This is a genomic window from Mesorhizobium sp. M0571, from assembly GCF_040320985.1.
Classification (GTDB): domain Bacteria; phylum Pseudomonadota; class Alphaproteobacteria; order Rhizobiales; family Rhizobiaceae; genus Mesorhizobium.
Window position 1 is genome coordinate 76,768 of record NZ_JAMYQT010000004.1, and the last position, 12,450, is coordinate 89,217.

The window sequence follows — 12,450 nt, forward strand, 5'->3', positions numbered from 1 at the left end:
TTCCGTCCTTCAGCATCAAAGGTCGATCAGCACGCTTTTGCTTTTGCGGTTCGCGAGATAGGCCTCGCGGCCAAGATCCTTGCCGATGCCGGAGCGCTTGTAGCCGCCGGTCGACAGGATGTGGTCGCGGGAGCGGTTGTAGCGGTTGACCCAGATGGTGCCGGCCTGGAGGCGCTTCGTTACCCGGATGGCGCGGGAAAGATCGCGGGTAAAGACACCAGCGGCGAGCCCATAGGTCGGATGGTCGGCGAGGACCATTGCTTCTTCCTCCTCGGCAAATGTCTGCAGGGTCAACACCGGCCCGAAAATCTCCTCAGTCACCGCGGGGGAGGATTGGTCGACGCCCCCGATCAGTGTCGGCGCGTAGAAATAGCCCTCCCGGTCGAGCCGCTTGCCGCCGACGAGGCATTCGGCGCCGGCACTGACGGCGGCCTGGACGATGGCGTCGATCCGGCCGAGCTGGCGTTCCGAGATGATCGGCGAATAACGCGTCGCCTCGTCCCAGGTCGGGCCGGGACGGATTGCCGCCATGTGCGCGGCGATGGCCTGTGCCAACGGCTCAGCGATCGCTTCGGCCACGATCAGCCGCGAACCTGCCACACAGGCCTGCCCCGCATTCGACAGAATGCCTTGCGCGACGGCCCTGGCCGCGAGATCAAGATCGGCATCGGCAAAGACGAGCTGCGGGCTCTTGCCGCCCAATTCCAGGGTCATCGGCTTGATGCCTGTGCGGGCGATGTTCTGCATGATCGCGGCACCGGCAGCCGTCGATCCGGTAAAGCTGATCTTGCCGATTTCCGGATGGCCGGTGATCGCATTGCCGGTAGTCGGGCCGTCGCCCAGAACGATGTTAATGAGCCCGGCAGGCAGGCCGGCCCGAACCGAGAGTTCGGCCATGTAGAGCACTGAGAAAGGGGTCATCTCGGAGGGCTTCAGCACCACGGCGTTGCCCGCGGCCAGCGCCGGCCCCAGCTTCCAGCCTGCCATCGAGAGCGGGAAATTCCACGGCGTGATCGCACCGACGACGCCGTAGGGCTCGGTGAGGATCATTCCCAGGCTGGCGTCGGCGGTCGGCACCAGGTCGCCGCCTTCCTTGTCGGCGAACTCGGCGAAAAAGCGGATCTGCTCGGCCGTGATCGCGATGTCACCTTCGATGAGCTGGCCGACGGGGCGGGTGGACGCGACGGCCTCCAGTCGGGCCATTGTCTCGGCTTCGGCCTCGATCAGGTCGGCCCAGCGCTGCAGGACACGGGTGCGTTCGCGCGGGCGCAGGCCTGCCCAGCCACTGTCCTTGAGTGCGTGCTTTGCTGCGTCGACGGCCTGGTCGACGACGTCGGTGCCGGCCACCGGACAGTCCGCATAGGCCGCGCCGTCCGACGGGCGATGCATCGGCAGCACGCCGGCTGCGGGGATGAGCCGTCCGCCGATGAAGTGGCCATGCGGGAACGCAAGGGCGTCGGGATCGAAGCTGAGGGACATGGTGTCGCCTTGTCTTGAGGACAGGGGCACTCTAGCCGTCATCGCAGCGCAGTTTGCATCGACCGCGACGGGGCCGGCGATGGAATATCCCGTTTCACGACGTTGTTTCAGCGCAATCTTCGGAGGATAGGGCTGCCACCGAAGGGCGATCGCGAAGATCAGTCAGTGACGGTGACGTAGATCTTGCGCACGGTCTCGACCGTTCGCCATATTCCGGTAAAACCCGGTTTCATGACGAAGCTGTCGCCTGCGCGATAGGTGTTGGTCTTGCCGCCGTCTTCCGTCAGCTCGATCACGCCCTCGAGGATATGGCAAAATTCAAAGGTCGTTCCCTTGATGGAGCGCGTCTCGCCCGGTGTCGCCTCCCATATTCCGGTGTGAATCGTGGCGTCGCGTGCGGTGTCTTGCGCCCAGGTCTTGAAGGAGGGATCGCCGGAGATCAGGCGGTCGGGCAGCGCCTTTGATTCCCGCGGCGCGTTGAGCGGCTTCGGATCGATTGTCTTGAGCAGGGACATGGGATTTCCTTTGTCGAGCGAGGGTCAGTAACCCCGGTTGCGGTCGACGAGACCGATGGGATCGAGTCCGGCTTCATGCCGGCGAATGTTGGCGACCACGGCTTTTGCCGCCGTCTCCGGCTGCGTGACGCCGGCCACATGCGGGGTCAGCAGGATCTTGGGATGGCGCCAGAACGGATGGTCGGCCGGCAAGGGCTCGGGATCGGTCACGTCGATCATCGCCCCCGCAAGATGGTCGCTGTCGAGTGCGGCAAGCAGAGCTGCTTGGTCGAGTTGCGGCCCGCGTCCGACATGCACCAGGCTCGCCCCGGCAGGCAGGCTGGCGAACACACTGGCATTGAGGAAACCACGTGTTTCGGCGGTCAGCGGCAAGAGGCAGATCAGAATGTCGGTTTGGGAGAGAAAGGTCTTCAGCCCCGCTTCGCCGCTATGGCAGCGGATGCCGGGGATGTCGCGCGCGGAGCGGCTCCAGCCCGACAGCGCAAAGCCGAAGGGCCGCAGCCGATCGAGGACCGCCGACCCCAGCATGCCGAGGCCGAGCACGCCCACCCGCCGGTCCGGCGCCTGCCGCACTGGACGAGCCCGCCAGTCGCTGCGCGCCTGCTGGGCAAGGTAGCCCGGCAGGTCGCGATGCAGCGCCAGCACTGCGAGTGTCACATATTCCTGCATCATGCGGATGATGCCTTCCTCGACCATCCGCACCAGCTTGACCTTCGCGGACAGGAGGTCTGTGCGGAACTGGTCGACGCCGGCACCGATCGAAAACAGCACTTCCAGATTGGGAAAACTGCCGAGATCTTCGGGTGCCGACCAGGTCAGCAGATAACGGACCTCGGCCTTGTTGACCGCGGCAGGGTCGGCAGCAAAACGCAGTCCCGGCAATTCGCGAGCGAACTCGTCCGCGAAAATCCGGACCCGCTCGGGATCGGAATTGATCAGGAAAGCCATTCGAGGTTCCTTGGCAAGCGATGATCGAGCTTGGCTGACGCAGCGCCGCAGGATGCGTTGAAGCGGTCGAGCCTGACGGCAGATCGCGCTGAAATTCATCACCAGTCGAGAAGGCTTCAGGAGCGAAGCCGCTCCCCCAGATCCTCGATCATCCGCTGGCAAGCGGCCATCTCGCCGATCTCGATGTATTCGTCCGGCCGGTGTGCACGACCGATGTCGCCCGGCCCGCAGATGATCGCCTCTATTCCCGCCGCCTGATAAAGCCCTGCTTCGGTGCCGTAGCTCACTGCGGCTAGCGGCTCTTGCCCCGACAGGTCCCGCAGCAGGCTGGCGAGCGGCGCTTCGGCGGCGAGTGAGAGCGCCGGATATTCGCTGAGCATGTCCCAACTGATATCGAACCCCTGAATGCTCAGGTCTGCCGCTGCGGCCTGCAGGGGAGCCAGCAATGCGGCGGGAGAGACGCCAGCGATGGCGCGCGCCTCGATCTCGGCGGCGCAGAAATCCGGAATGATGTTCAGCGCCTGTCCGCCGCCAATTACGCCAACCTGGAGCGAGGAATAGGGCGGCGAAAAACTTGCATCCAAAGGCCCTGCCTTGAGTGCTTCGGCGCTTTGCACAGCCCCGGCCAGGACCGCGGCCATGGCATGGATCGCGTTCAACCCCTGGTCGGGTCTCGAGGAGTGGCCTGAACGGCCGCGAATTTCGACACGCGCCGCGGCCTTGCCTTTATGGGCGAGGACCGCGCGCATCCCACTTGGCTCGCCGACAATGCAGCCTAGCGGCTTTGCGCAGAGCTGAGGCAGACGTTCGATCAGATGCCGCACGCCGCGGCAGCCGGCTTCCTCGTCATAGGAGAAGGCTAGATGGATGGGACGGAGAAGAGGCTTGGCCGCCAACACGGGCAGGGCGGCCAGAACGCAGCCCAGAAAGCCTTTCATGTCGCTGGTGCCGCGTCCGTAGAGCCGCTTTCCCTCGGCGCGCAGCACAAACGGATCGGTTGTCCAGCCCGGCTCCTCGGCCGGGACCACATCCATATGACCGGACAAGATGAAACCCGGCACGTCTGCCGGGCCAAAAGTGGCGAACACGTTTGCCCGGTCGCCTTCCGGTCCGGGGAGGATCGTTACCTTCGCGCCGCAACCTTCGGCATGGTTGGCAATCCATTCCACGATCGCCCAGTTTGGCTGGCCGACGACCGAGGCAAAGGCAATAAGCTGGGCCAGGATTTGCTCGGCCGTCATGTTGCTTGCTCGCGGGTACGGTGTCGGACGAAAGGAGACATTGCGGATCCTCTGCGGCAAACTGGCGGGCGATTCCGGGAGCCTTCCGCTTCAACATAGAGACGCGCTCCAAATCCTGGATGCGGAAAGCCGTTGATCTACAGTGAAAAGTTTCGACTACAGCCTCATCTGAAGCGGATTCTGTGATTTAGATGGCTATGCTTGACTCGATGAAGTCAGGTCCATCAAATTTGCCCCGAGAGGCGTCGTTGAAGGCAGCGGAATCCATCCGGCTCAGTTCTTTCGAGTTGAAGGTCGGCGACATCGCCAACGTTGAGCTTGAAGAGCTGCATGGGCTTTCGATCAGCGTCGGCTGGCCGCATCGGGCCGAAGACTGGCAGATGTTGCTGGAAATCGGCGAAGGAATAGCGGCTCAGGACGAAATCGGGCGGGTCGTGGCCACCGCCATGTGGTTTCCCCTCGGAGCGAACTTCGCCACGGTTGGCATGGTCATCACCTCGCCGCGCTTGCAGGCCCATGGCGCCGGCCGCTGGATCATGAACAACGTATTGGCGCGGGTCGGCTCGCGCAGCCTAGGCTTGAACGCCACCCGAGCGGCGCGCCGTCTTTATCTGTCTCTTGGTTTTGCTCCCGCGCGGCTCGTCTACCAGTGCCAGGGCGACGCGGTGATGCCCGCATCCGCATTGCTGCCTGCCGGAGCTACCTTGCGCAACATCGAGCATTCCGATCTAGCCCGACTCGTGGCTCTCGATCGCAGCGCCTACGGCACTGATCGTTCCGCGCTGATGGCACGGCTGTTGGACGTTTCGAAGGGCGTGGCGCTTCTGCGCGAAGGCCGCATCCAGGCTTTCGCTCTTTGTCGTCCTTTCGGACGCGGCCATGTTGTCGGGCCGGTGGTGGCCGCGACGGATGACGATGCGATTGCCGTCACGGGGCCGCATGTCGCGGAGCACGTCGGGCAATTTCTGCGCCTCGACACGCGGCAGGAGACGGGCCCGTTCCCGGAGTTCGTGGCGCGGTCAGGTCTGCCGGTCTACGATACGGTGACCAGCATGTGGCTTGGCCGGCCGTGGGCTGTCGCAAGCGAACAGGATACCGGTATGTTGCCAGTCACCTACGCATTGGCCAGCCAGGCCTTTGGCTGATCTTTTCTTGAAATGACGACGGGATCGTCCGTCGTGGGAGAGTCGGCCCGTCGACAGCGCATAACCCGAATCGGATCACACGCCCAACAGCCTGCGATAGTGGAATCGACGCTGGTTCATTTCGCCAGGTCAACCGGCCGAGTTGGTCAGTGACGGGTAAAGCGCCTAACGCTGTCGGGAGGACTCCGGCGTAGAATTACTTGCAATCGGCGGTCCGCTTTGCGCCCACTCTCGATATCGCGCCATCGCGACCCCTGACCTGGACCCGGCATTGGCGCCCTGCGCCGCAACCGTCGAAAAAAATTGCAGGACGATGTCGATTTCCTAAAACTCCGTTCGTCGTTCCGATGCCAGGCCGATGAGGCCGGCTCAAACAAGGAGACAGACGATGCGTGTGATGGTGCTGGTGAAGGCTACCGAGGACAGCGAAAAGGGCTTTCTTCCCACGCCCGAGGCGAAGGAGGCGATGGAGGCGATGGGCAGATTCAACGATGAGCTGCGCAAAGCTGGCATCTTGCTCGACGCCGACGGCCTCAAGCCCTCCTCGCAGGGCAAGCGCGTTGCGTTCGATGGTCCCCGCCGTACCGTCATCGACGGGCCTTTCGCCGAGACCCGCGAGCTGGTCGCCGGCTTTTGGCTCTGGGAAGTCAAGAACATGGACGAGGCAGTTGCCTGGGTGAAGCGCTGCCCCAATCCCATGCCGGGACCAAGCGAGATCGAAATCCGGCCGCTGTACGAGATGGCTGATTGGCAATGGGAACCTGACGCCGGAGGTCACGGAAATCCATGACCGGATGCGCGAGAAGCGCAGCGGCAACTGAGACTGTCGGCCGCAATCTGCTTGCCTCCCTCATGGCTTTGGCCAACAAGACAGCATGACTGCAGGCGAGACGCATCAGGCGATCGAAGCGATTTTTCGCATTGAACGGGCCAGGCTCATCGCGGGCCTGGTTCGCTTCGTGCGCAATGTCGACCTTGCAGAGGAACTGGTGCAGGACGCCCTGGTCATAGCCCTGTCCGAATGGTCCAGGACCGGCGTTCCGGCCAATCCCGGCGCTTGGCTGATGACGGTCGCCAAACGCCGCGCCATCGACGCGATCCGTCGCGACAAGATGCATGAGCGCAAGCATGAAGAGATCGCGCGTGAGCTGGACGGCGAGTGCGACGACTCTGCCGAGGTGATCGAAGTGGCCACTAACGATGATCTTGGCGACGAGCTGCTGGGCCTCATCTTCACAGCCTGCCACCCCGTACTTTCGGCCGACGCGCGTGCGGCGCTCACGCTGCGTGTCATCGGCGGTCTGACGACTGACGAGATCGCCCGTGCTTTCCTGTCGAGCGAGGTGACCATCGCCCAGCGCATCGTCCGCGCGAAGAGGACGATCGGAAAGGCCGGACTGAGCTTCGAGGTGCCGCGCGGCGCCGAGCGTGCGGCGCGTCTCTCCTCGGTGCTGGAGGTTATCTACCTCATCTTCAATGAAGGCTATGCTGCCACGGCGGGCGACGACCTTGTCCGGCCGGGCCTGTGCCTGGAGGCGCAACGGCTGGGCCGCATGCTGGCGGGGCTGATGCCCGAGGATGCCGAGGTGTTCGGTCTGCTCGCTCTGATGGAAATCCAGGCATCGCGCCTGTCGGCACGCATCGGGCCGGACGGCGCCCTCGTAACGCTGACCGAGCAGAATCGCGCACGCTGGGACCAGCTGCTGATCCGCCGAGGCCTTGACGCGCTGGCCCGCGCCGAAGCTCTCGGGGGCGATGGCCCCTATGCGTTGCAAGCCGCGCTTGCAGCCTGCCATGCGCGCGCGCGCAGTCCGGCCGATACCGACTGGCCCCGCATCGCAGCGCTCTACGACCGGCTGCGAGCAGTGATGCCCTCGCCGGTGGTCGATCTCAATCGAGCGGTCGCCCACAGCATGGCCTTCGGGCCTGAAGCGGGCCTGCGGCTGGTAGACGAGATTGCCGACGCCGCCGCCCTGCGCAACTACGCGCCATTGCCGGCGGCGAGGGGCGACTTTCTATTTCGGGCGGGCCGACTGGCCGAGGCCCGCGCCGAATTCGAGGCTGCGGCCAAGCTCACCCGCAATGTGCGGGAAGCGGCCTTTCTCCTCGCCCGCGCAGACGCTTGTGGTTGACAGCGTCGATCTCTGTGTCTGAAGCGCGGCCCGGGCTGGGCTTCCCCACGGTGGATGTAGCGGGCGCTGTGGCCGCGGGGATTGGTCGAGGCCTCACGCGGTCACCGCCCGGTTGCGGGCGACGGTTTCATCGTGGGTCAGCTTGCCGCCGGCCGCCATGAATTCCTTGAGTAGTGCGTCGCGATTGCCAGGCGCACGAGACCGGTCGGCCGACTGCAGCGCCGATTTCAACTCGTTCGTCGTCAGTTCCGTGCAATAGGCCGGGGTGCCCGGCTGCTGACGCCAGGACTCACTGAGACTCCCAGAGTCTAGCGCGTCAAAGCCGGTGGCCTCGACCAGCTCCATGGCAGTGGCCTTGGCCCTCGGGTCGTCACCGGCAACCGGAATTGCGATACGCCGAGATGCCCCGGCCGGTTCTCTCGGCCAGCGTTGCAGCCAGCACGGCGTTCCATGCCTTGATGACGGGACGACCGATCTGCCCACTCACCCAGACGCTTTCAGGCTTGCCGCCATCGACCTCGGCGACCACGCCGTCACGGAACGGGTAATAGTTAGAGGTGTCGATCACGACGACGTGGGCGGACACCTCGTTGAAGAGGCTGGCGAGATCGGGATAATTCGCGAACGGGATCGAAACAACGATCACCTCCACGCCCTGCACGGCTTCGTCCCTCGACACAGCCCTAGCTCCTGCGTCGCGGGCAAGGTCGCGAATGGTGTCGGGCCCCTTCGAATTGGCGAGCCTGACCTCGTGGCCGCTGGCGGCAAGCTTCCGTGCCAAAGTGGCGCCGATGGCTCCCGCGCCGAGGATTCCGATCTTCATTAGATGTCCTTTCGTGAAAAGTGAGAGCGCCTGCCTTGTCCGCGCAGCGCCACAATTGCTACCTCCCGAACGCGCTCACAGCTCCTGCTATGCGCTCGCCCCGGCCAGCTTGTCCGTCCAGCACCGGAACAACGCGCTGGCGTTGACTCCTCCGAAGCCGAAGCCATTGCAGATCGCGTAGTCCATCGCCATCGGCCGCGCCTGGTTTGCGACGAAGTCGATGCCGTCGCCCGCCGGGTCGGGAACTCTCAGATTGAGCGTCGGGGGCGCCACCTGGTCCCTGAGCGCCAGGATCGTGAAGATGGCCCCAAGTCCGCCGGCGGCGCCAAGCAGGTGTCCGGTCGCCGACTTTGTTCCGCTGACAGCTATGGTGAAATCTGCGCCGAAGAGCCTTCTGATCGCCTCGATTTCTCCCAGATCACCGACTGCCGTGGAGGTCGCGTGCGCATTGAGGTGGCGAACCTCACGCGCCGAAATGCCGGCTTGGGCAATCGCGATCTCCATGGCTCGGCGCGCACCGTCGCCGTCCTCGGGACTGGATGTGGCGTGATGAGCGTCCGCCGTCGTGCCGTAGCCGACGAGCTCGGCGAGCGGTTTGGCGCCGCGCGCAAGCGCATGGCTCAATGCCTCGACGACCAGGATGCCGGCTCCTTCGCCCATGACAAAGCCGTCCCGCGACGTATCGAATGGGCGAGAGGCCTGCTCCGGACGGTGATTAAAGGAGGTCGAAAGCGAACGAGCCGCAGCAAAACCGCCGAGGCTGACGGTATTGATGCATGCTTCCGTTCCGCCGCACACGGCGATATCGGCTTCACCGGCGCGGATAAGACGAGCCGCATCGCCGATCGCCTGGATGCCGGCAGCGCACGCGGTCACCGGTGCGCCGAGCGGACCTTTGAAGCCGTAGCGAATCGAGATGTGGCCCGCCGCGAGGTTCACCAGGAAGGATGGCACCGTAAAGGGCGATAGACGGCGGACGCCGCGCTGATCGACCGTTCGCACTGCCGCGGTTATGGCGGGGAATCCTCCGATGCCCGAGGCGATGATCGTGGCTGTGCGCAAGCGATCCGCTTCCGAGATGGGTGCCCATCTCGCCTGAGCAAGCGCCTCTTGTGCCGCCGCCAGCGCGAAGAGAATGAAGCGGTCCACCTTGCGCTGGTCCTTCGGCGCAAAGGCGGTATTCGGATCGAAACCAGCTTTGGGGTCGTCTTCCAAGGAGGGAACCATTCCGCCGACCTTCGCCGGCAGGTCTCCCGCCACATCGTCCGGAAGCCTTCGGATGCCCGAGCGACCGGCCAGGAGACGCGACCAGGACGCTTCGACCTCTGCAGCAAGGGGCGTGACCGCTCCCATGCCTGTAACAACAATCCGTCGCATCTATTCTCCTAGCAATTTGGGTGCGCCGCCAGCGGCCCACGCCGTGGCTGTGCGGACACTTGCACGCGGCGACGTTGCGTTTCCTTTCAGGCGACGACGGCTGCGTGAACCTGTTCGCTTGCCGCATCCAGAAAGGCCCGGGCGAGGTCCGGGTCGTTGACGGAGCGCGATAGCGTCAGCACACCGACCATCGTCGCGAGAATGGCCAAGGCCTTACCCTTGCGCTCCTCGCCGTTCGTCTCGCCGATCAAACGGCCGAGGATTTCGAGATGCGCCTTGATCCCGGCTTCGAATGACGCCTTCACATCGACGCCCTGCCGGGCAGCATCTGAGCCGAGCGCAACGATCGGGCAGCCGTCCATCCTTTCTGCGCGATGCTCCATGCTGAGGTAGAACGCGATCACCGCGCCAAGCGGGTCCTGCGGATTGGCTGCGACCGCGGCTGACCATCGCCGGGAGGCGCTCTCAAGCGCCCGCCCGGACGCCTGCGCCGCCAAGTCGTCCTTTGACGCGAACTGCTTGTAAAACGCGCCCTGAGTCAGGCCGGCACCCTTCATCAGGTCCTTAAGGCCGACACCGTCAAAGCCGTGCTCCCGAAAAAGGCGGCTCGCCACATTGATCACCGTCTGCCGGTTTTCCTCTGCCTGAATGCGACTGACGCGCATCGTCGACCTCCACAATTAGATTGCGATCGACATCTATTACATATAGTGTTCGATTGCAATCTATTTGGCGCACCCGACGCAGCAAGTTCCGATCGTCAGGCTGGTTCGACGGCATGGATATGTGCGGCAGGCAGTGTATGCCGCCGGGCTCGCGCTCGCATGTATGTGGCCGCTGCAAGGCAATCTTCTGCCAATCGTGCCGTTCACCATGCTGAGCGGGCTGGGTCTTGGGTTCTTTCAGACTGCCAATAACCGGAACATGTTCATTTTGGCGCCACGCGAGGGGAGTGGCGCCGCTGGCGGCATGCAGGGCACGGCCCGCCTTGTTGGGCAGACGACGGGCGCTGTCATCATGACGATGCTTTTCTCGCTCGTTTCGCTGGAATCGGCTCCTCGCATTGGCCTCGCCGTAGCCGCTGTTCTCACCCTTGATGGGCGGACTGGTTGGTGTGATCCGGGTAGGGCGCGACCAGGCTTTGCTTAGCCGAGAAAACGTCTGGGCAGACGCCGGCCTGTCCAGATCGGCCACGCTACCCTGACGAATTGGCTTGACTCACACATATCCCGGTGGTTATGCATCGATCAATAGCCGAAGGGTTATCGATCCCAATGCCAAACGCTCACGATGTGCTCTTCAGAACGCTTGCCGATCCGACTCGGCGCGCTATTTTTGAGCGGCTGTGTCGCGAAGGAGAGCAGACGGTCGGGGCTCTGACGGCTCGCGCCGGGATCTCGCAACCGGCCGTGTCGAAGCATCTCGGGGTTTTGAGGCAGGCCGGGCTGGTGCGCGACCGCCATGCAGGACGGCAGACCCATTACAGCGCGCAGCTCGCTGCGCTTGCCCCCCTGATCGACTGGACAAGCCAGATGACCGGGTTCTGGCAGAGCCGGTTCGATGACCTCGAAGACCTGCTCAAAAGGATGGACCAGTGAACCAAACGTCGACCGAAACGCTCTCCGTCGTCGTCGAACGGGAAATCGCTTATCCGCCCGAGAAGATCTGGCGCGCGCTCACGCAACCACACCTGATCGAGGAGTGGCTAATGAAAAACGACTTCAAGCCTGTCGCGGACCACCGTTTCAATCTTCACGCAGACTGGGGCTCTGTCGAATGTCAGGTCCAGACGGTCGAGCCGAACAGAACGCTGACTTACACGTGGGATACCAAGGATCTCAAGAGTGTCGTCTCCTGGACGCTCACTCCTACAAGCGCCGGAGCCCGCTTGCGCATGGAGCAGTCGGGCTTCCGGCCGGATCAGCAGCCTTACTTCCGGGGCGCCAAAGTTGGCTGGCCGAGATTCTTTGACAGTTTGGAGGAGGTTCTGGCGCGAACCGACTGAGGTCCGCCGGCGCTATTCAAGCAAGGGCTCTGTTCCAGAGCGGCACGTCATGAGGCGACAATGGAGGCAAGCCAATGAAGATCAAGTTGACCAAAGTGTACGTGGACGACCAGGAGAAGGCGCTGGGCTTCTACACCGAAATGCTTGGCTTTACCAAGAAGGCCGATTTCAGCAATGGACCGTTTCGCTGGCTGACCGTCGCATCGCCCGACGAGCCGGACGGGACCGAGCTGCAACTCGCGCTCAACGACAACCCGGCAGCCAAGGCCTACCAGCAAGCCATTTTCCAGCAGGGCCAGCCAGCGGTCATGTTCTTCACCGACGACATCAAGGGCGACGACGAGCGCATCAAAGCGCGTGGCGCCGAGTTCACCATGCCGCCGACCGAGGTAACCGGCTCGACGATTGCCCAGCTGAACGACAGCTGCGGCAATCTCATTCAAATCACCCAGCTGGCGCGCTGGTAGGGCACACGTTCGGTGGCGTGGCTGCCCGGCGAGAGCCGCCAAACGGGCCGCCCGATCCGCTTCGGCTCGTCTTCACAGGAGATCTCAATGAATTGGAACAAATGGGTTCGGCAGATCCATCGCTGGCTGTCGATTATCTTTGCGGCGGTCGTCGCCGCCATCTTCATCAGCTTGGGAGTAGGCAAGGAACCCGCCAATTGGGTGTACTTCTTGCCGCTGTTCCCGCTCGGCTTGCTCCTGCTCACCGGTCTGTACATGTTCGTGCTGCCTTACGCGCCCAAGTGGCGCAGCGCAGGAGGCACCGGCGCATTGGAGTGA

General features: G+C 63.7%; 13 protein-coding genes and 1 pseudogene. 7 read left to right on the forward strand and 7 right to left on the reverse strand.

Annotated elements, in window-relative coordinates; translation table 11 throughout:
* Positions 1-15 precede the first annotated feature (15 nt).
* The 4 genes from NKI85_RS06745 to argE form a co-directional block, all read right to left on the reverse strand.
* Positions 16-1,479 (reverse strand): aldehyde dehydrogenase family protein, encoded by a 1,464-nt coding sequence (locus tag NKI85_RS06745; protein WP_352530272.1) that lies wholly within the window; start codon positions 1,477-1,479, stop codon positions 16-18.
* 158 nt (positions 1,480-1,637) lie between these two features.
* A complete protein-coding gene (locus NKI85_RS06750; protein ID WP_352530274.1) occupies positions 1,638-1,994 on the reverse strand; it encodes a cupin domain-containing protein in 357 nt (118 codons plus the stop codon).
* 24 nt (positions 1,995-2,018) lie between these two features.
* Positions 2,019-2,942, reverse strand: a complete 924-nt coding sequence (locus tag NKI85_RS06755; protein WP_352530276.1) for a 2-hydroxyacid dehydrogenase — start codon at positions 2,940-2,942, stop codon at positions 2,019-2,021.
* A gap of 116 nt (positions 2,943-3,058) precedes the next feature.
* A complete protein-coding gene (gene argE, locus NKI85_RS06760) occupies positions 3,059-4,183 on the reverse strand; it encodes an acetylornithine deacetylase (RefSeq protein ID WP_352530278.1) in 1,125 nt (374 codons plus the stop codon).
* A 209-nt stretch (positions 4,184-4,392) separates the two neighbouring features.
* On the opposite strand from argE, the gene NKI85_RS06765 reads away from it, so the two are divergent.
* The 3 genes from NKI85_RS06765 (at position 4,393) to NKI85_RS06775 (ending at position 7,460) form a co-directional block, all read left to right on the forward strand.
* A complete protein-coding gene (locus NKI85_RS06765; RefSeq protein ID WP_502896060.1) occupies positions 4,393-5,328 on the forward strand; it encodes a GNAT family N-acetyltransferase in 936 nt (311 codons plus the stop codon).
* A 397-nt stretch (positions 5,329-5,725) separates the two neighbouring features.
* A complete protein-coding gene (locus NKI85_RS06770) occupies positions 5,726-6,118 on the forward strand; it encodes a YciI family protein (RefSeq protein WP_352776440.1) in 393 nt (130 codons plus the stop codon).
* Between the two features lie 85 nt (positions 6,119-6,203).
* Positions 6,204-7,460 (forward strand): RNA polymerase sigma factor, encoded by a 1,257-nt coding sequence (locus tag NKI85_RS06775; RefSeq protein ID WP_352776442.1) that lies wholly within the window; start codon positions 6,204-6,206, stop codon positions 7,458-7,460.
* Between the two features lie 93 nt (positions 7,461-7,553).
* Here NKI85_RS06775 and NKI85_RS06780 read toward each other — a convergent pair.
* The 3 genes and pseudogenes from NKI85_RS06780 to NKI85_RS06790 all read right to left on the reverse strand — a co-directional run bounded on the left by NKI85_RS06780 (position 7,554) and on the right by NKI85_RS06790 (position 10,325).
* A pseudogene (locus tag NKI85_RS06780) lies at positions 7,554-8,283 on the reverse strand (NADPH-dependent F420 reductase).
* Positions 8,284-8,370: 87 nt separating this feature from the next.
* Positions 8,371-9,660 (reverse strand): beta-ketoacyl-ACP synthase II, encoded by a 1,290-nt coding sequence (gene fabF, locus NKI85_RS06785; protein ID WP_352776444.1) that lies wholly within the window; start codon positions 9,658-9,660, stop codon positions 8,371-8,373.
* An 86-nt stretch (positions 9,661-9,746) separates the two neighbouring features.
* Complete coding sequence (locus NKI85_RS06790) at positions 9,747-10,325, reverse strand: TetR/AcrR family transcriptional regulator (RefSeq protein WP_352527079.1); 579 nt, start codon at positions 10,323-10,325, stop codon at positions 9,747-9,749.
* A gap of 609 nt (positions 10,326-10,934) precedes the next feature.
* Here NKI85_RS06790 and NKI85_RS06795 point away from each other — a divergent pair.
* The 4 genes from NKI85_RS06795 (at position 10,935) to NKI85_RS06810 (ending at position 12,450) form a co-directional block, all read left to right on the forward strand.
* Complete coding sequence (locus NKI85_RS06795) at positions 10,935-11,258, forward strand: ArsR/SmtB family transcription factor (protein ID WP_352527080.1); 324 nt, start codon at positions 10,935-10,937, stop codon at positions 11,256-11,258.
* Positions 11,255-11,665 (forward strand): SRPBCC family protein, encoded by a 411-nt coding sequence (locus NKI85_RS06800; protein WP_352527081.1) that lies wholly within the window; start codon positions 11,255-11,257, stop codon positions 11,663-11,665. Before NKI85_RS06795 ends, NKI85_RS06800 begins: the two co-directional genes overlap by 4 nt.
* A gap of 74 nt (positions 11,666-11,739) precedes the next feature.
* Entirely contained in the window at positions 11,740-12,132 is a 393-nt protein-coding gene (locus NKI85_RS06805) for a VOC family protein (RefSeq protein WP_352527082.1), read from the forward strand.
* Positions 12,133-12,219: 87 nt separating this feature from the next.
* Positions 12,220-12,450 (forward strand): hypothetical protein, encoded by a 231-nt coding sequence (locus NKI85_RS06810; protein WP_352527083.1) that lies wholly within the window; start codon positions 12,220-12,222, stop codon positions 12,448-12,450.

What these genes read in the sequence shown, in the direction of transcription:
- NKI85_RS06795 (WP_352527080.1), top strand. Translation starts at nt 10,935, where the DNA reads ATGCCAAACGCTCACGATGTGCTCTTCAGAACGCTTGCCGATCCGACT.
- NKI85_RS06770 (WP_352776440.1), top strand. Translation starts at nt 5,726, where the DNA reads ATGGTGCTGGTGAAGGCTACCGAGGACAGCGAAAAGGGCTTTCTTCCC.
- NKI85_RS06765 (WP_502896060.1), top strand. Translation starts at nt 4,393, where the DNA reads ATGAAGTCAGGTCCATCAAATTTGCCCCGAGAGGCGTCGTTGAAGGCA.
- NKI85_RS06805 (WP_352527082.1), top strand. Translation starts at nt 11,740, where the DNA reads ATGAAGATCAAGTTGACCAAAGTGTACGTGGACGACCAGGAGAAGGCG.
- NKI85_RS06750 (WP_352530274.1), bottom strand. Translation starts at nt 1,994, where the DNA reads ATGTCCCTGCTCAAGACAATCGATCCGAAGCCGCTCAACGCGCCGCGG.
- NKI85_RS06810 (WP_352527083.1), top strand. Translation starts at nt 12,220, where the DNA reads ATGAATTGGAACAAATGGGTTCGGCAGATCCATCGCTGGCTGTCGATT.
- NKI85_RS06790 (WP_352527079.1), bottom strand. Translation starts at nt 10,325, where the DNA reads ATGCGCGTCAGTCGCATTCAGGCAGAGGAAAACCGGCAGACGGTGATC.
- fabF (WP_352776444.1), bottom strand. Translation starts at nt 9,660, where the DNA reads ATGCGACGGATTGTTGTTACAGGCATGGGAGCGGTCACGCCCCTTGCT.
- argE (WP_352530278.1), bottom strand. Translation starts at nt 4,183, where the DNA reads ATGACGGCCGAGCAAATCCTGGCCCAGCTTATTGCCTTTGCCTCGGTC.
- NKI85_RS06755 (WP_352530276.1), bottom strand. Translation starts at nt 2,942, where the DNA reads ATGGCTTTCCTGATCAATTCCGATCCCGAGCGGGTCCGGATTTTCGCG.
- NKI85_RS06775 (WP_352776442.1), top strand. Translation starts at nt 6,204, where the DNA reads ATGACTGCAGGCGAGACGCATCAGGCGATCGAAGCGATTTTTCGCATT.
- NKI85_RS06745 (WP_352530272.1), bottom strand. Translation starts at nt 1,479, where the DNA reads ATGTCCCTCAGCTTCGATCCCGACGCCCTTGCGTTCCCGCATGGCCAC.